This window comes from Pseudomonas fluorescens Q2-87 (genome assembly GCF_000281895.1).
GTDB classification, from domain to species: Bacteria; Pseudomonadota; Gammaproteobacteria; order Pseudomonadales; family Pseudomonadaceae; genus Aquipseudomonas; species Aquipseudomonas fluorescens_S.
Genome location: NZ_CM001558.1, coordinates 4,694,816 through 4,710,520 on the forward strand (window position 1 = coordinate 4,694,816; position 15,705 = coordinate 4,710,520).

Consider the following 15,705-nt stretch of genomic DNA (forward strand, 5'->3'; position numbering starts at 1 on the left):
CCACAGATTTTCAGTGAAACGAACACCTTCTACATCAGGCGATGTCCCGCAGTTCCCGTCGCAGGATCTTGCCCACCGGCGTCATCGGCAACGACTCCCGCAGCACGATGTGCTTGGGAATCTTGTAGCCCGTGAAGTTCTCCTTGCAGTAGGCCTTGAGCTCCTCAAGGCTGACTCCCGTCTCGCGCGCCACCACGAACAGTTTCACCGCTTCGCCCGAGCGCTCGTCCGGCACACCGATCACCGCGCAACTGGCGACTTTCGGGTGGGCCATGACCACGTCTTCAATTTCGTTGGGGTACACGTTGAAACCGGACACGATGATCATGTCCTTCTTGCGGTCGACAATACGCACAAACCCGTCCGGGTCGATGACCGCGATGTCGCCGGACTTGAACCAGCCCTCGCTGTCCAGCACTTCGGCCGTGGCTTCGGGCTTGTTCCAGTAGCCCTTCATGATCTGCGGCCCCTTGATGCACAGCTCGCCACGCTCGCCCAGTGGCTGCTCGACACCGTCGTCGTTGATCACTTTCATAAGTGTGCCCGGCACCGGCAGCCCCACCGTGCCCAACCGGGACTTACCGCCATAGGGGTTGGCACAGGCCACCGGCGAGGTTTCGGTCAAGCCATAGCCTTCGGTGATACCGCAACCGGTTATCTGCTCCCAGCGCTCGGCGGTGGCCTTGACCAGGGCGGTCCCACCGGAATTGGTGACCTTGAGGTGGGAAAAATCCAGGGTCTTGAAATCTGGATGGTCCATCAGCGCCACGAACAGCGTGTTGAGCCCCAGCAGCAACGAAAAACGCCAGTTCTTCAGTTCCTTGATGAAGCCGCCGATGTCCCGCGGGTTGGTGATCAGCACGTTGTGGTTGCCGGTGACCATCATGCACATGCAATTGGCTGTGAAAGCATAGATATGGTACAGCGGCAGCGGCGCGATCATGACTTCCTGGCCCTCGCGCAGCAGTGCTTGGCCGTCGTCGCCGATCTGCCCGAGGCACGCCCGGGCCTGCTGCATGTTGGCCACCAGGTTACCGTGGGTCAGCATCGCCCCCTTTGCCAGCCCGGTGGTGCCGCCGGTGTATTGCAGCACCGCGATATCTTCGAGGCTGACCTTCAGCGGCTTGATGCCCTGGCCACGCCCCAGGCGCAAGGCACTCTTGAAGGAAATGGCCTGGGGCAGCGAATAGTCCGGGACCATCTTCTTGACCTTGCTCACCATCGTGTTCACCAGCCAACCCTTGGCGGTGGGCATCAGGTCGCCCATTTTCGCTTCGATCAGGTATTGCAGGTCGGTGTCGGGCAGGACCTCTTGGACTTTCTGCCCGAACAGGTTCAGGTACACCAGCGCCCGGGCCCCGGAATCCTTGAATTGGTGGCGCATTTCCCGCGGGGTATACAGCGGGTTGGTGTTGACTACGATCAGCCCCGCACGCAAGGCACCGAATACCGCGATCGGGTATTGCAGCACGTTGGGCATCTGCACCGCGATACGGTCACCCGGGGCCAAGTCGGTGTGAGCCTGCAGATAGCCGGCGAAAGCCGCGCTGTAGCGTTCGAGCTCGGCATACGTGAGGGTCACCCCCATGTTGCTGAACGCTGGACGATCGGCGAATCTCTTGCAGGAACGCTCGAACACCTCGACAACCGACTTGTAGGCCCCATGGTCGATATCCAGGGGCACGCCGGCCGGGCGTTTGTCATTCCAGAAATCAGGCTGCATTGTTTTTATCCTCTTACCTGAGCGAATCCGGGCCGCGTCTGTATCGCTTGCAGAGGCGGAACTCCCTGGGACACTAGCAGTTATGGCGTATCAGGCAAATATGGCGGCCTGCGTCATAGATTGTGTGAATCTTCCTGCCTTGGCGTGGGCTGATCAGGCGAGACGCAGCGGATGAGCTATACAATGCAGCGACACTGCGCAAAGGAACCGCCATGATCCACCAAACGTTCTGGCTGACCGCGACCGACCACAGCCGCCTGTTCGTCAACCAATGGCTGCCTGACACCGCGCCCGAGGCGCTGGTCATGCTGGCACACGGGATGGCCGAACACAGCGGCCGCTACGCACGCCTGGCCCAGGCCCTGTGCGACGAAGGCTACGGCGTCTACGCTGCGGACTTGCGCGGCCATGGCAAGACCGGCCAGGCAATGATTCTCGGCCATTTTGCAGATGCGGGCGGTTGGGCCAAGGTGGTGGGTGACCTGGCCAGCCTCAATCATCACATCGGCCAGCAACATCCCGATACGCCCGTGGTGCTGCTGGGTCACAGCATGGGCAGCTACATCGCCCAGGGCTACTTGCTGCATCACAGCGCCAGCCTGCACGGGGCGATTCTCAGTGGTTCCAATTTCCAGCCTGTGGCGCTTTATCGGGCGGCTCGGCTGATCGCCCGCTTCGAACGTCGACGCCAGGGTGCCACGGGGCGCAGCGCCTTGATCGAGTGGCTGTCGTTCGGCAGCTTCAACAAGAAATTCAAACCGGCGCGCACCCCCTTCGACTGGCTCAGCCGCGACCCGACCGAAGTCGACAAATACGTCCACGACCCGCTGTGCGGCTTTCGCTGCACCAATCAACTGTGGGTCGATCTGCTCGGCGGGTTGCAGCAAATCAGCAAAGCGTCCAATCTCGCCCAGATCGATCCGGGCCTGCCCGTGTTGGTGATCGGCGGTGAATGTGATCCGGTGAGCGAAGGCAAGCGTCTGAAGGATCTGGCCGACGCCCTGCGCGACGCCGGCAGCCGGAACCTGCAACTGACGATTTACCCACAGGCCCGACACGAATTGTTCAACGAAACCAACCGCGACGAAGTGACGGCCGACGTGCTGGCCTGGATTGCCCAGGCACTGAGCCACAAGCGTCCGCCACGAAGCGAGTAGGTTTTGCAGCGTTTTCCTTTACCGTCACAGGATTTGAGACAGATGACCCAGGTTACCAATATCCCTTACGAAGCCCTCGAAGTCGGCCAGACCGCGAGCTACAGCAAGACCGTCGAAGAGCGCGACATTCAGTTGTTCGCCGCGATGTCCGGCGATCACAACCCGGTGCACCTGGACGCCGAATTCGCGGCGGCAAGCATGTTCAAGGAGCGCATCGCCCATGGCATGTTCAGCGGGGCGCTGATCAGCGCGGCGGTGGCTTGCGAGTTGCCTGGCCCGGGCACCATCTACATCGGCCAGCAGATGAGCTTCCAGAAACCGGTCAAGATCGGTGACACCCTGACTGTGCGCCTGGAAATCCTGGAGAAACTGCCAAAATTCCGTGTGCGCATCGCCACGCGTGTATTCAATCAGCGCGATGAGCTGGTAGTGGATGGCGAAGCCGAAATCCTCGCGCCACGCAAGCAACAGACCGTGACGCTGCCGACGTTGCCGGCGATCACTGTCGGTTGAATCGATGAAGCGAAGCGTTTTTCCGTGGCGAGGGAGCTTGCTCCCGCTCGGCGGCGAAGCCGTCGTAAAAAATCGACCGCGTTTGATCAGATCAAATAAGGTCGATTTTTTGGGGGGCTTCGCCCCCAGCGGGAGCAAGCTCCCTCGCCACGGGTGATCGCGGCGCGACAACTATTGATGGCCCTCCTGCACCTGCACGCTCGCCGTCATCCCGGCACTCAGGCTTACCCCTTCGGGCACCTTGTCCAGTTTGATCCGCACCGGTATGCGTTGGGCCAGGCGTACCCAACTGAAGGTCGGCTCGACCTCGGCCAGTAGCTGCGCATCGGGGTTGGTGTTGCGGTCGGTAATCCCCCGGCTGATGCTTTCGACATGACCTTCCAGCGCATGGTCGGCGCTCATCAGCCAGACCTTGACCGCATCACCCACGCGGATCCTTGGCAGTTTGGTTTCTTCAAAATAAGCCTGCACGTAGAACGTCGAGTCATCGATCAGCGCCATGACCGGTTGCCCGGCGTTTACATAGTTGCCTTCGGCCAGGCGCAGGTTGGTGATGTGGCCGCTGCGTGGAGCCAGTACCTGGCTGCGGGCCAGATTGAGTTCGGCCACCTTGGCCTCGGCCTGGGCTTCGCGCAGTTCGCCCCGGGCAATGCCGGCGTTGATCTGGGCGTTCTCGCGCAGTTCAGCACTGATGGCCTGGGGCCCCAGGGCGGCGCGACGGCTGGCTTCGTGCTCGCGCAGGCTCAGTTGCTGCTGGCGTGTCTGAACCACCGCCCGAGCCTTCTCCACCGCCGCCTCGAAGCGCTCGCGATCGATGTCCAGCAACAGGTCGCCAGCCTTCACCTGCTGGTTATCCACAGCCTTGAGCTCACGCACCCAACCCGACACGTCCGGCGCAATCACCACCACATCGGCACGAATTCGCGCATCGCGCGTCCAGGGCGTCAGCATGTAGTACTGCCACAGGTGAAACCCGGCGAAGATCGCCACAGCCACCACGCACAGCGTGACGGCAACACGTACGGAGGTACGCATGTTCAACTCCTAGAGTGGCCCGAGGACCACGGTAATGACAGTCAGGACACAAACATACAGGGCGCAGTCGAACAAGGCTTCGTGCCAGATCCAGCGCCCGGCCGGCACAAGGCTGAGCAACAGGCGCAGCGCACCGGTCACCAGCAACGCCAGCACCACATAAACCAGGAAGGGGCTGAGCAGCACCCCGCCGATCGACCACTCACGCAAGCCCATGGTTGTGCTCCCGTCCTTCAGGTTCATGCTGGCGGCACCAGGCGCGCCAGCTGCTTTGCAATTGCACCACGGCGCCCTGGGCCAACTTCAGCGCATCATTGGGTGGCTGGGCCGCCAGGACTTCCAGGAACTCGGTGCTCGCCGGTGCCAGGGCATCGGCCTGGTCACCGGCCGGACCGTGTTCGAGCGCTTCTTCCAGCGCTTCGAAATAACGGCGCTGCGCCACGCTATCGGGTATCTGGGCCACGGCCAGACTCAGCCGCAAGTGCAACAGTTCGTCGCCGATGTCCAGGCCCAGCAAGCCATCATCCCAACGGCTGCGTGCCTGCACCGGCAGCTCGGGATAATGCCGCGCCAGCTGTAGCAAGCGGTCGGCCATGCGTCCGCCGAACCAGCTCTCGGCGCCGCGCAGGCTGCGATGGGTCAGGCGCACCAGATCGTCGAGGGTCGCAGCCAACAAACGCCGACTGTGCCAGGCCGGGTTACGCAAAATCAGCAGGTTGAACGCCAGTACGGCCGCGCCTACACCGATCACCATCGCCTGGGCGTTGTTGAAGAACGCCGCCACGTCATATTTCATGGCGTTGAGCGGCGACACCAGCACCACGAAATGCAGGCAGAACGAGGTCGCGGTGGCGAAAATCTGCGGCTTGGCCATGCCCAGTGCGCCAAAAAACAATGGCACGCCCATGGCCATGCACAGCATCGCGAAACTGCTCCATTGCGGCAGGACGATCTCACCGATGACAAACGCCGTCGGCACCGCCAACAGAATGCCGCGCAAGAAACTCAGGCCGATCTGCGCACCGTTTTCACGACTGGCAAACAGGCTGCACACCACGCAAGTGAGCACCAGGGCACCCGAAGCGGCAGGCCATGCCGTTGCCAGCCAGAAACTGGCCACCGCCAGGAATGCCAGGGCGCTGCGGGCACCAAAGACCATGGCCAGGGACAGGTCACGGTGCGGAGCCAGGGTCCGTGGAGGATCCGCCGCCGCCCTGCCCTCCTGTACCGCTGCCAGCGCGGCGCAGGCCGCCAGGGCGGTGTCGAGCAACAGGGCGAGCCGGGCCAGGCAATAACTCTGCGCCGAGCTGAAACCGGCGTCGTGAGATGCGTCCAGCAACTGCGGCCGCAAGGCTTGCAGGGTCGCGCTGTCGGCGTCGAGGGCTTGCTGCACCTCGCTCATCCACGGCTGCAAGGCCTCGGCCTCTTCGGGCTCGAGTTGCTTCCACTGGCGCCGCACGGAGCGGGCGATACGCAGCAGCATCAATAATTTCTGGCTCAGACCACTGATGGCCCGGGCCCGTTGCCGGCCAAGGCTGCCTTCAAACCAGGCGTGTTCGCGCTGGGCGTCCACCGCGACAATCTTGCCAAGGATTTCCAGCAAGCCTTTACGGGCCTGCGCGTCGCCGGCCAGGGTGGCCCGTGCCGCTTGCATGCCGCTCTGCCAGGCCGCACGGGCCTGACCCGCCAATTGCCGCTCGACCCGCAACGGCCAGAGCAAGGCACTGGCCGCCGTGGCGCAAACGATGCCCAGGCTGATTTCAGTGCAACGCGCCACCGCCTGATCGAACACACTCAACGGATGGGAAATGGCCGGCAAGGCAATGATCGCCACCGTGTAGCCGGCCAGCACGAATGAATAGGACCAGGCGCTGCGCAACAGCGTGGAACACGCCGTGCACAGGCCCAGCCACAGCGCCAGGGCGAGGAGGAACAACCACGGCGCCTGGGCGAACAGCCCCATGAACACCACCGACATGACGGTGCCCACCAACGTGCCGAGCAATCGCGCCAAACCCTTTTGCACCACCATCCCGGAGAGCGGCTGGGCCACGATGAACGCGGTCATCAAGGCCCAGGATGGCTGTTCCAAGCCCCAGCGCAAGGCCAGCCACAGCGCCAACCCGCCACCCAATACGGTTTTGATGGCGAACTGCACGGCGAGGCGGTCGGGGGCGAACAAGGCCTGGAAGGTAATGGGCACGCGAAAAACTCTGATGGGGACGCAATAACGATAGATGCAATATGGGGTGATTGGCCGGTGCAATTATTAGCTAGCTAACTATGTAGCGTCCATAGGTGATTACCAACGGATTTAACAACACACTTTTCTGGCGGACGCTTCATTTGCCCTAAGCTGGAATAACGACCCACAAAAAAACGCCAGGCTGGCTGGCGTTTTTTTCACATCAAGGCGCGTTTAGCTGGCGCGTGCCTGGTTACGCAGTGCCTTGACCTGGTCATGGTTGCGTTGCACGCCGTGGTACTGGCGCTCGACCAGATCACGAATACCCACCAGGTTGTGCTTGGTGATTTTTTCCAGCGCTTCCTTATAGGCCTTGAGCGCATGGTCTTCGCCGCGCTCGGCTTCGTTGAGCACTGCTTCTTCGTCCTTGCCGGTGAACATGGATTTCACGTCTACCCAGCGACGGTGCAAGTCACCGCTGACACTGGTGGAAGTTTCCGGATCACCGCCCAGCGAACGCACGGCCGCTTGCAGTTCGGCCGCGGCAGTCGCGCAATCGGCAGAACGCTTGACGAACAGAGCCTTGAGTTCTGGGTGCTTGATGTCTTCAGCGCAGGTCTTGAACCCTTCCTGACCATCCTTGCTGGTCTCGATCAGGTCGTTCAGGACGGAGATGGATTCTTTATTGATGTCGGTCATTTTTCAGTTCCTTTGCTGGTGAATAAAACCTGCAAGGGATATTGCATCGGCCGTGCCAGCCGCGTAACGAATTAAAAGCCTTTAAAGTCAATAAGATAACAACACACCAAAAAACTGTATCCGCGCTATTTGCATGATCTGTCATTTGGCCTGCATGCAGAATGCCTGTATTTTCTAGGCAGTTTCGAATCAAGACGATTGCCATGAACCCGCAGAAGCTCGAATTGCTCATCACACGCCAAATGCCCTTCGGCAAATACAAGGGCCGAATCCTCGCGGACCTGCCCGGCCAGTACCTGAACTGGTTTGCCCGCGAAGGTTTTCCCCATGGAGAACTCGGCGGCTTGCTGGCATTGATGCAGGAAATCGATCACAACGGATTGTCGGACTTGCTCGATCCCTTGCGCGTCAAACACGGCAAGCCCAAGCCCCGCCCCTGAACAGTTGAGCCCCGACATGCCCGAGAACACACTGCGCGCCCACGATGAAGCTTTCTGGCAAACCTTCGTGGGTCGCTACGATGTCGATCCCAATGGACCGCTCAATCTGGAAAACGGGTACTTCGGGCGCATGTCCCAGACCGTGGTCGAGGAGTACCAGCGCAATATCGAGTTCATCAACCGCGGCAATTCGTTGTACGTCCGCCAGCAGTTCGACCAGGAACAGGGCGAAGCCATTCGCCGCCAGGTGGCGAACCTGATCCATGCCTCCCCCAAGAGCGTGGCGCTGGCCAGCAGCGCGGTGGATGCCCTGCAGACGCTGATCCGCAACTACAACAAGCTCAAGCCCGGCGACCAGGTACTGGTCTGTGACCTGGAATACACTTCGGTCAAGAGCGCAATGCACTGGTTGGCCCGCCAGCGCGGGGCGCAGGTGATCGAAATCGTCCACCAGCACCCCGCCAGTTTCGAAAGCCTGGTGGGCACCTATCGCGAAGCGTTCATTCGTTATCCGCGCCTCAAGCTGATGGCGCTGACCTATGTCAACCACCTCACCGGATTGGTAATGCCGGTCCGGGCGATTGCCGAGAGCGCCAAGGAGTTCGGCGTCGATATCATCCTCGACGGTGCCCATGCCCTGGGCCAGATCGATTTCGACTTGAAGAAACTCGGGATCGAATTTGCCGGGTTCAACCTGCAGAAGTGGATCGGCGGTCCCCTTTCCCAGGGTTTCCTGTATATCGCCCCCCACCGGTTGGTGGATATCGACCCGGACATGGACGAAGGCAGCTATCCCGCTACCGACATCCGCTCGCGCACACCCCATAGCACGCCCAACATCCCCGCCTTGTTGACCCTGCCCCTGGTGTTCGAAGAGCACCGCGCCCTCGGTGGCGCTTCGGCCAAAGGCGCGCGCCTGAGCTACCTGCGCGATTTGTGGGTAAAGGCCGTGCGCGATCTTCCCGGCATCGAAGTCATGACGCCGGACGACCCCGGCCTTTATTGCGGCATTACCGCGATGCGCTTCACTGCCCAGGCCGATCAACAAGCGATGGCCGATCGATTGCTCAACGACTATGGGATCTTCACCGTGGTGCGCAACACCAGCGTCGGGCCGTGCATACGCATTACGCCAGGCTTGATTACCTTGGCGCGTGATATCGACCGTTTGATCAAGGCATTGACCGAACTGAGCCGCCTGTGACGGCCACGGGACAGAGCACTAAATCCCAGGCATAAAAAAACGGCGCGCCGACCAAGCGCACCGTAAAACCGTAGAACACCCAACGAGGTTCGGTAAATCAATCAGTCCAGCAGCGCCAGTGCCTCGGCGGTGCACTCCTGAATGCGGGCCCAGTCGCCGTTCTTGATCCACTCCGGATCAAGCATCCAGCTACCGCCCACGCACATCACGTTTTTCAACGCCATGTAGCTCTTGATGTTGGCCGGGCTCACGCCGCCGGTCGGGCAGAACTTCACTTCGCCGAACGGGCCGCCCAAGGCCTTGATGGCTACGACGCCACCGCTGACTTCGGCCGGGAACAGTTTGAAGCGGCGATAACCCAGGCCATAGCCTTCCATGATGCCGGAGGCGTTGCTGATGCCCGGCAGCAAAGGAATCGAGCTGTAGACGCTGGCTTCGAGCAGATCACGGGTGATACCCGGCGTCACAATGAACTGCGAACCCGCAGCCTCGGCGGCGGCCAGCATGTGACGATCGAGCACGGTACCGGCGCCGGTTACCAGCTCCGGACGCTGTTCACGCAACACCTGGATGGCCTTGAGGCCGTACTGGGAACGCAAGGTCACTTCCAACGCCGTCAGGCCGCCGGCAGCCAGGGCATCGGCCAACGGCAGGATGTCCTGTTCACGGGCAATGGTGATCACCGGCAGGATCCGCGCCTTGGCGCAGAGGCTGTCGATCAGGGTAACTTTGTCCGCCATGGAAACGGTCGGGGATGGGTTTGTCATAGCGGTTGATCCTTGGTTCATGGGCACCAGTAAATCTCTAGCGTGGGTTGCAGAAACGCGCGGATCGGCATTTCGGCGACGTCGTCACCGGCCACGGCGGCGTTCAGGGTGGTCAATTTCGACTGACCGGAAATCGACAGCACTTTGTATTTCGCCGAAGCCAGCAGTGCGCGACTCATGGTCAGGCGCTGGTGTGGCACGGTTGGCGCAAGCATCGGCCAGCAACGACGGGCGCCGCTGGCATCCAGGGCCTGGGCCAGGTTCGGGCTGCCGGGAAACAGCGAGGCGGTGTGCCCGTCATCGCCCATGCCCAGGACCAGCACGTCGATCGGCGGCAGCTCGGCCAGCAGGCGATCCGCCTGTTCGGCAGCGGCTTCCAGGTTCGCGCTCGCACTGTAGAGGCTGAGAAATTGGGCCTTGGCCGCCGCCCCTTGCAGCAGATAACGCTTGAGCAGGCCGGCATTGCTGTCGGCGTGTTCAACCGGCACCCAGCGCTCATCGGCCAGGCTCACCACCACCTTGGACCAGTCCAGCGCCTGCTTGCCCAGGCTTTGGAAAAACGCCACCGGGCTGCGTCCACCGGACACCACCAGGGTCGCCGCGCCGCGCGCGTCGATCGCTTCGCGCAATTGCCCGGCCACCTTCAATGCCAAACCTTCGGCCAACAGTACCGGGGTCTTGAATGCCTGGGCGCTGACGCCCTGGGGCAGTTTCAGTTCAGATATCGCCATACCACGACCTCCCATCCCGCGTGATCAGTGCGATGGAGCTCATCGGCCCCCAGGACCCCGCCGCATACGGCTTGGGCGCATCACCGGACTTCTTCCATCCGGCGATCAACTGGTCACACCACGTCCACGCGGCTTCAATTTCATCTTTACGGACAAACAGGTTCTGATTGCCGTTCATGACTTCCAGCAACAACCGCTCGTAGGCATCGGGTATCCGTGCGCTGCGATAGGTGTCGGAGAAGTTGAGTTGCAGCGGACCGCTGCGCAATTGCATGCCCTTGTCCAGGCCTTGCTCCTTGGTCATCACCCGCAAGGAGATCCCTTCGTCCGGTTGCAGGCGGATGATCAGTTTGTTGCTGATCTGCAGGCGCTGCTCGGGGGCGAAGATGTAGTGGGACGGTTCCTTGAAGTGGATGACGATCTGCGACAGCTTCTGCGGCATGCGCTTGCCGGTACGCAGGTAGAACGGCACGCCGGCCCAACGCCAGTTACGGATGTCGGCACGCAGGGCGACGAAGGTCTCGGTGTCGCTCTGGGTGTTGGAGTTGGGTTCTTCCAGGTAGCCTGGAACGGCCTTGCCTTCGCTGTGACCGGCAATGTACTGGCCGCGCACAACCTGGGTGGTCAGGCCCTCGGGGCTGATCGGCGCCAGGGCCTTGAGTACCTTGACCTTCTCGTCGCGGATGCTGTCGGCGGACAGGTCGGCCGGCGGGTCCATGGCGATCAGGCACAGCAGCTGCAGCAGGTGGTTCTGGATCATGTCCCGCAGTTGACCGGCCTTGTCGAAATAGCCCCAGCGACCTTCGATACCGACCTTCTCGGCCACGGTGATTTCCACGTGGGAAATATAGTTCTGGTTCCACTGGGTTTCGAACAGGCTGTTGGCAAAGCGCAGCGCGATCAGGTTCTGGACGGTCTCTTTGCCCAGGTAATGGTCGATGCGATAGGTACGGTTTTCCGGAAAGAACTGCGCCACGGCGTCATTGACCTTGCGCGACGATTCCAGGTCCGAGCCGATGGGTTTTTCCAGCACGACACGGGTGTTCTCGCTCAAGCCGACCTTCGCCAGGTTCTCGCAGATCGCCCCGTACACCGCCGCTGGGGTGGCGAAATAGGCGATCATTTGCTGAGCCGTGCCCACCTGCTCGGCCAGGGCGACGTAATCGTCGGTCTTGAGAAAATCCACATGCAGGTAGGTCAGTCGCGCCAGAAAGCGCTCGACCACGGCTTCGTCCAGGTCCTTGTCGCCCACGTAGCGGCGCAGCTCCGCGGCGATGAATGCCAGGTGCTGCTGCTCGCTGCCGGGTTCACGGGCCAGCGCGATGATGCGCGTGTCCTCGTGCAGCAACTGGGCGCCATCGAGTTGATAAAGGGCAGGAAACAGCTTGCGCAAGGCCAGATCGCCCAACGCGCCGAACAAGGCAAAGGTGCACGGTTCAACCGTAATCGAAGGCATGATGTTTGTTCTTTTATCAAGTTAAGCTACAAATACCTTTTTTCAAGGCATCACTCAAGGAAAAATGTAGTAATAACTACAACATTTCTCGAAAAATCTGATTCCGAGTGGTGGTCTGTCGGAGCCATCAGTAGGATAGGCCACCGCAAAGGGTCGTATCAAAGGCCCGTCTTTCTAGGAATCTTGTATGGACCGCGTGCGAAATTTACTCGAACAGATCCAGAGTCGCCTTGAAGACCTGAACAAGGCAGAACGCAAGGTGGCCGAAATCATCCTGCACAACCCACAGCAGGCCACCCGCTTCAGCATCGCCGCCCTCGCCCAGGCCGCCTCGGTCAGCGAGCCTACGGTCAACCGTTTCTGCCGTTCATTCGGCGTCAGCGGTTACCCGGAGCTCAAGCTGCAACTGGCCCAGAGCCTGGCCAGCGGCGCCGCTTACGTCAGCCGCGCAGTGGAGGCCGACGACAACCCCGAAGCCTATACCCGTAAAATCTTTGGCAGTGCCATCGCCTCATTGGACAGCGCCTGTCAGGCCCTTGATCCAAATTTGATCAGTCGCGCCGTGGATTTGTTGATCCAGGCCCGGCAGATCCACTTCTTCGGCCTCGGCGCCTCCGCCCCGGTGGCGCTGGATGCCCAACACAAGTTTTTCCGCTTCAACCTGGCGGTGACCGCCCACGCCGATGTGCTGATGCAGCGCATGATCGCGTCGGTGGCACACACCGGTGAGCTGTTCGTGATCATTTCCTACACCGGACGGACCCGCGAGTTGGTGGAAGTGGCGCGCATCGCCCGGGAAAACGGCGCCTCGGTGCTGGGCTTGACCGCCGAAGGCTCGCCGCTCGCCAAGGCCAGCACCCTGAGCCTGAACATTCCGCTGCCCGAAGACACTGACATCTATATGCCGATGACCTCGCGGATCATCCAGCTCACCGTGCTCGATGTGCTCGCCACTGGCATGACGTTGCGCCGGGGCGTGGACTTCCAGCCGCATCTGCGCAAGATCAAGGAAAGCCTGAATGCCAGCCGATATCCGGTGGGAGATGAGTTCAACTGATCGGGCCTGAGTGCTTTGTTGCCTGACAGGCCGTCATCGCGAGCAAGCTCGCTCCCACATTGGATCTTCGGCGTTCACAAAAACCCCGTGGGAGCGAGCCTGCTCGCGATGAGGCCAATAGCCTCACCCAAACCCCGGATCAAGCCCCCGCCCGCGCCTGCAAGCTCAAATGCGCCCGCTCCCCCGGCGCCAGGCACAGGCTGTCGGTGCCGCCACTGGCCGCTTCGACGCAGACGAACTCCGACACCTCATCCCAACTCACTCCCAACAATGGCCGGGCACCGGGATGCCACACCACGGTGTCGGCGCTGTCGCCGGTGTCGATGCACAATTCGCGCTGCCAGGCATGATCCTTGAGCTGCAATTCTCCCTCATGTTGAAACACCCGCTGGCAACCACCCTCGACCCGCAACTCGCCTTCCTGCTGGCAAACCGCACGGCTCAATTGATCGTAACCTCGCGCACCTTCGAGCCCAGACAGCGCTATCTCACCAACATCACCGATACGCCAGTAGGCATGCAAAGCCTGGCTCAACTGGCAAGGCAAGCGGTCTTGATGCTCGGTGCTCAAGCGTAATTCCATGCGCTCGCCCAGGTCTGCATGCAGGTCCACCTGCCAGTCACACAGTTGCAAGCGCCAGTGCAAATGCACGCCGTCATCATCGCTTTGGCTGTCGAGCAGTTTCCAGTCGATCAAGCGCGCCCATCCGTGGGATGGCCAGGCATTTTCACTGGGGTGACGGCCATACCACGGCCAGCACACCGGCACACCGCCGCGTATTGCGCCGACTTGCGGCCATTTGGCCGCGCACCACAACCAGGGTTTCTGGTCGCGCGGTTGGAAGTGCAGCAATTGCGCCCCCTGGCGACTGAACACCGCCTGGCACAGGGGATGATCGATCACCAACACGTCACGCTGCTGATAGCGCTCCCAGGCAAACACCGGGCGCTCGCGCAAGGATCTGAAGAAGCGTTGCAGTGGGTGCTCATGCATGGGCCGCGGTCCTGGAAATCATTGAATTGCGCTGTCGTAAACGGGGCAAATACAGTCTGGCTGACGCACCGCAGTGAATGGCTTTGGGGTCGCTTCGCAACCCAGCGGGAGCAAGCTCCCTCGCCACGAGTCCAGCATCCAACCAAACCTGCTCCCCAAAAAAAAGCGGACAGCCTTGGCCGTCCGCAAATATGCGCACATAGAGAGGAGCTTATCGCAACAACGTTTAGAACACCGACTGAATTTTCAGGCCGGCCACCAGTGCGTTGTCGACTTCATCCACACCGCCTGGGTGAGTGATGTACTGCAGGTTCGGACGCACGGTCAGCCAGTTGGTGACGTGGATCCCATAGTTGAGTTCGTAGTTGTACTCAGTGCTACGCAGCGGCGCGAACAGTGGATCGTTGTAGTCGGTGACGCCATTGGCCAAATTGGTCAGCTCGGCGTTTTTCTTGACGTCGTCGTTGACATGGATGCGGGAGGCGCCGATGCCGATGTCATCTTTTGGACGCGCATCGAATGGGCCTTTGTACACCAGCATCAGCGACTGGTAGTTGTCGACAATGTTGGTGTCCTTGTCGTGGAAGGTCGCGTTGGCTGCGATGTTCAGGCCGCGCGAAGCATCGCCGTTGTGCGTGGTGAGTTGTTGTTGCGCAACGAACCAGTAGCCGTGCTTGCTGTTGTGGCTGCGGTAGGCGTTTTGGGTGGTTGCCGCATCGTCACCGTTGTCATCTTCACGCACGTCATTGGCATCGGCCGTGCTTTTGTAGTAACCGACACGGTATTCGCCCGGCAGGTTGTTGACCTTCGGCGACCAGACCAGTTCGACTGGAATGACGGTGCCCTTGGTGCCGCTGCCGCTGAGCTTGAAGCCGTTGCCGTGCTCCAGCTGCGATGGGTTCTGGTTGTACGCACCGATCTGCGCGTAAAACTCAGGCGTGATGTTGTACTTCACGCGGATCGCGGCCTGCATGACTGGCCAGTTGTACCAGATACCGGTGGCCCAGTTACCCACTTGGGAGCCGCAGAACGCCAGGTTCTGGAACTCGCAAGGGAAGGTGTTGAAGTCTTCGCCTTCGCCGAAGTAACCGGCCTTGACGTCCAGCTTGCCGTCGAGGAACTGGTGCTTGATCCACAACTGGGTCAGACGGACCATGTGGCCACGGCCATAGACTTCCTGGGAAGAACTCAAGGTACCTGCACGCGGATCGCCGACCCGGTCGTTGGAGATGTTTTCACCGTTACGATTGGTGAGCTGGATCTTGGCCTGGGTGTTATCCCAACCCCACAATTTTTGCAGGTCCAGCGCCACGCCCAGACCAAATTGGTCGGAGTAACGTGCCGTCTTGTCGTTGTTGTAGCCACCGTGCAGGTTGCCGCCGACTTCACCGACGTAGTCGGCCTTGATGTCGATACCCTGCTCGATCAGCTTGGTCCGCTCGCCACCCCAGTCACCCGTCATCCACTGCGAATCGGCGCTGAAAGCGTCGGCAGCGTGTGCGCTACCGGCCAGCATCATCGCCGCAACGGCTGATAACTGGCAGATTAGCTGGGCGTTGTTTTTCTTCTTCATCCCTACATCCTCGTCTTTAATTTATTGTTATTAACTGTTTTTATCTAACGCGGTTTACAACGATTGCGGCGGGTGGTCCCCCACCCACCGCATACTCCCTGTGGGAGCGGGCTTGCTCGCGAAAGCGGTGTGTCAGTCGCCGCAAACGTTAAATGACACACCGTCTTCGCG

The 15,705-nt window shown here is 60.8% G+C and carries 15 protein-coding genes; 5 read left to right on the forward strand and 10 right to left on the reverse strand.

Annotation, left to right across the window (positions count from 1 at the left end; translation table 11 throughout):
• Window positions 1-34: 34 nt before the first annotated feature.
• Window positions 35-1,723, reverse strand: coding sequence for a long-chain-fatty-acid--CoA ligase FadD2 (gene fadD2 / locus PFLQ2_RS07220; protein WP_003184574.1), 1,689 nt, complete (start codon window positions 1,721-1,723; stop codon window positions 35-37).
• A 212-nt stretch (window positions 1,724-1,935) separates the two neighbouring features.
• Here fadD2 and PFLQ2_RS07215 point away from each other — a divergent pair, with 212 nt between their 5' ends.
• Window positions 1,936-2,880, forward strand: a complete 945-nt coding sequence (locus PFLQ2_RS07215) for an alpha/beta hydrolase (protein ID WP_003184576.1) — start codon at window positions 1,936-1,938, stop codon at window positions 2,878-2,880.
• A 42-nt stretch (window positions 2,881-2,922) separates the two neighbouring features.
• Entirely contained in the window at window positions 2,923-3,393 is a 471-nt protein-coding gene (locus PFLQ2_RS07210) for a MaoC family dehydratase (protein WP_003184579.1), read from the forward strand.
• A 171-nt stretch (window positions 3,394-3,564) separates the two neighbouring features.
• Here the strand turns inward: PFLQ2_RS07210 and PFLQ2_RS07205 are convergent, their stop codons facing one another.
• The 4 genes from PFLQ2_RS07205 to PFLQ2_RS07190 all read right to left on the reverse strand — a co-directional run bounded on the left by PFLQ2_RS07205 (window position 3,565) and on the right by PFLQ2_RS07190 (window position 7,312).
• Window positions 3,565-4,428: an efflux RND transporter periplasmic adaptor subunit gene (locus PFLQ2_RS07205; RefSeq protein WP_003184581.1), complete on the reverse strand. Its 864-nt coding sequence runs from the start codon at window positions 4,426-4,428 to the stop codon at window positions 3,565-3,567.
• Window positions 4,429-4,437: 9 nt separating this feature from the next.
• The gene (locus PFLQ2_RS07200; protein ID WP_003184582.1) at window positions 4,438-4,644 is read right to left on the reverse strand and encodes a DUF1656 domain-containing protein; all 207 of its coding nucleotides are present in this window, start codon (window positions 4,642-4,644) and stop codon (window positions 4,438-4,440) included.
• Complete coding sequence (locus PFLQ2_RS07195) at window positions 4,631-6,631, reverse strand: FUSC family protein (protein WP_003184585.1); 2,001 nt, start codon at window positions 6,629-6,631, stop codon at window positions 4,631-4,633. Before PFLQ2_RS07195 ends, PFLQ2_RS07200 begins: the two co-directional genes overlap by 14 nt.
• Before the next feature lie 216 nt (window positions 6,632-6,847).
• A complete protein-coding gene (locus PFLQ2_RS07190) occupies window positions 6,848-7,312 on the reverse strand; it encodes a PA2169 family four-helix-bundle protein (RefSeq protein WP_003184587.1) in 465 nt (154 codons plus the stop codon).
• A gap of 203 nt (window positions 7,313-7,515) precedes the next feature.
• Here PFLQ2_RS07190 and PFLQ2_RS07185 point away from each other — a divergent pair, with 203 nt between their 5' ends.
• Both PFLQ2_RS07185 and PFLQ2_RS07180 read left to right on the forward strand, forming a co-directional pair.
• Complete coding sequence (locus PFLQ2_RS07185; RefSeq protein ID WP_003184589.1) at window positions 7,516-7,752, forward strand: DUF3820 family protein; 237 nt, start codon at window positions 7,516-7,518, stop codon at window positions 7,750-7,752.
• Window positions 7,753-7,768: 16 nt separating this feature from the next.
• Window positions 7,769-8,956, forward strand: a complete 1,188-nt coding sequence (locus tag PFLQ2_RS07180) for an aminotransferase class V-fold PLP-dependent enzyme (RefSeq protein ID WP_003184591.1) — start codon at window positions 7,769-7,771, stop codon at window positions 8,954-8,956.
• A gap of 101 nt (window positions 8,957-9,057) precedes the next feature.
• Here the strand turns inward: PFLQ2_RS07180 and PFLQ2_RS07175 are convergent, their stop codons facing one another.
• Genes PFLQ2_RS07175 through zwf form a run of 3 tightly spaced genes read right to left on the reverse strand, consistent with a single transcriptional unit; the run spans window position 9,058 to window position 11,910 of the window.
• Window positions 9,058-9,723, reverse strand: coding sequence for a bifunctional 4-hydroxy-2-oxoglutarate aldolase/2-dehydro-3-deoxy-phosphogluconate aldolase (locus PFLQ2_RS07175; protein ID WP_033046223.1), 666 nt, complete (start codon window positions 9,721-9,723; stop codon window positions 9,058-9,060).
• Window positions 9,724-9,740: 17 nt separating this feature from the next.
• The gene (gene pgl / locus PFLQ2_RS07170) at window positions 9,741-10,454 is read right to left on the reverse strand and encodes a 6-phosphogluconolactonase (RefSeq protein WP_033046225.1); all 714 of its coding nucleotides are present in this window, start codon (window positions 10,452-10,454) and stop codon (window positions 9,741-9,743) included.
• On the reverse strand, window positions 10,441-11,910 hold the full coding sequence (zwf, locus tag PFLQ2_RS07165; RefSeq protein ID WP_003184597.1) for a glucose-6-phosphate dehydrogenase: 1,470 nt from the start codon (window positions 11,908-11,910) through the stop codon (window positions 10,441-10,443). Before zwf ends, pgl begins: the two co-directional genes overlap by 14 nt.
• A gap of 196 nt (window positions 11,911-12,106) precedes the next feature.
• On the opposite strand from zwf, the gene PFLQ2_RS07160 reads away from it, so the two are divergent.
• A complete protein-coding gene (locus PFLQ2_RS07160) occupies window positions 12,107-12,967 on the forward strand; it encodes a MurR/RpiR family transcriptional regulator (protein WP_172680625.1) in 861 nt (286 codons plus the stop codon).
• A 139-nt stretch (window positions 12,968-13,106) separates the two neighbouring features.
• Here PFLQ2_RS07160 and PFLQ2_RS07155 read toward each other — a convergent pair whose 3' ends face one another.
• Window positions 13,107-13,961 (reverse strand): D-hexose-6-phosphate mutarotase, encoded by an 855-nt coding sequence (locus PFLQ2_RS07155; RefSeq protein WP_003184601.1) that lies wholly within the window; start codon window positions 13,959-13,961, stop codon window positions 13,107-13,109.
• Window positions 13,962-14,187: 226 nt separating this feature from the next.
• Window positions 14,188-15,534 carry a carbohydrate porin gene (locus tag PFLQ2_RS07150; protein ID WP_003184603.1) on the reverse strand — a complete coding sequence of 449 codons (1,347 nt, stop codon included), beginning with the start codon at window positions 15,532-15,534 and terminating at the stop codon, window positions 14,188-14,190.
• Window positions 15,535-15,705: the final 171 nt, after the last annotated feature.

Excerpts from the sequence above, each read along its gene's own strand:
- PFLQ2_RS07210 (WP_003184579.1), top strand. The coding sequence starts at position 2,923 with ATGACCCAGGTTACCAATATCCCTTACGAAGCCCTCGAAGTCGGCCAG.
- PFLQ2_RS07180 (WP_003184591.1), top strand. The coding sequence starts at position 7,769 with ATGCCCGAGAACACACTGCGCGCCCACGATGAAGCTTTCTGGCAAACC.
- fadD2 (WP_003184574.1), bottom strand. The coding sequence starts at position 1,723 with ATGCAGCCTGATTTCTGGAATGACAAACGCCCGGCCGGCGTGCCCCTG.
- PFLQ2_RS07175 (WP_033046223.1), bottom strand. The coding sequence starts at position 9,723 with ATGACAAACCCATCCCCGACCGTTTCCATGGCGGACAAAGTTACCCTG.
- PFLQ2_RS07190 (WP_003184587.1), bottom strand. The coding sequence starts at position 7,312 with ATGACCGACATCAATAAAGAATCCATCTCCGTCCTGAACGACCTGATC.
- pgl (WP_033046225.1), bottom strand. The coding sequence starts at position 10,454 with ATGGCGATATCTGAACTGAAACTGCCCCAGGGCGTCAGCGCCCAGGCA.
- PFLQ2_RS07205 (WP_003184581.1), bottom strand. The coding sequence starts at position 4,428 with ATGCGTACCTCCGTACGTGTTGCCGTCACGCTGTGCGTGGTGGCTGTG.
- PFLQ2_RS07200 (WP_003184582.1), bottom strand. The coding sequence starts at position 4,644 with ATGGGCTTGCGTGAGTGGTCGATCGGCGGGGTGCTGCTCAGCCCCTTC.
- PFLQ2_RS07155 (WP_003184601.1), bottom strand. The coding sequence starts at position 13,961 with ATGCATGAGCACCCACTGCAACGCTTCTTCAGATCCTTGCGCGAGCGC.
- PFLQ2_RS07185 (WP_003184589.1), top strand. The coding sequence starts at position 7,516 with ATGAACCCGCAGAAGCTCGAATTGCTCATCACACGCCAAATGCCCTTC.
- PFLQ2_RS07150 (WP_003184603.1), bottom strand. The coding sequence starts at position 15,534 with ATGAAGAAGAAAAACAACGCCCAGCTAATCTGCCAGTTATCAGCCGTT.
- PFLQ2_RS07215 (WP_003184576.1), top strand. The coding sequence starts at position 1,936 with ATGATCCACCAAACGTTCTGGCTGACCGCGACCGACCACAGCCGCCTG.
- zwf (WP_003184597.1), bottom strand. The coding sequence starts at position 11,910 with ATGCCTTCGATTACGGTTGAACCGTGCACCTTTGCCTTGTTCGGCGCG.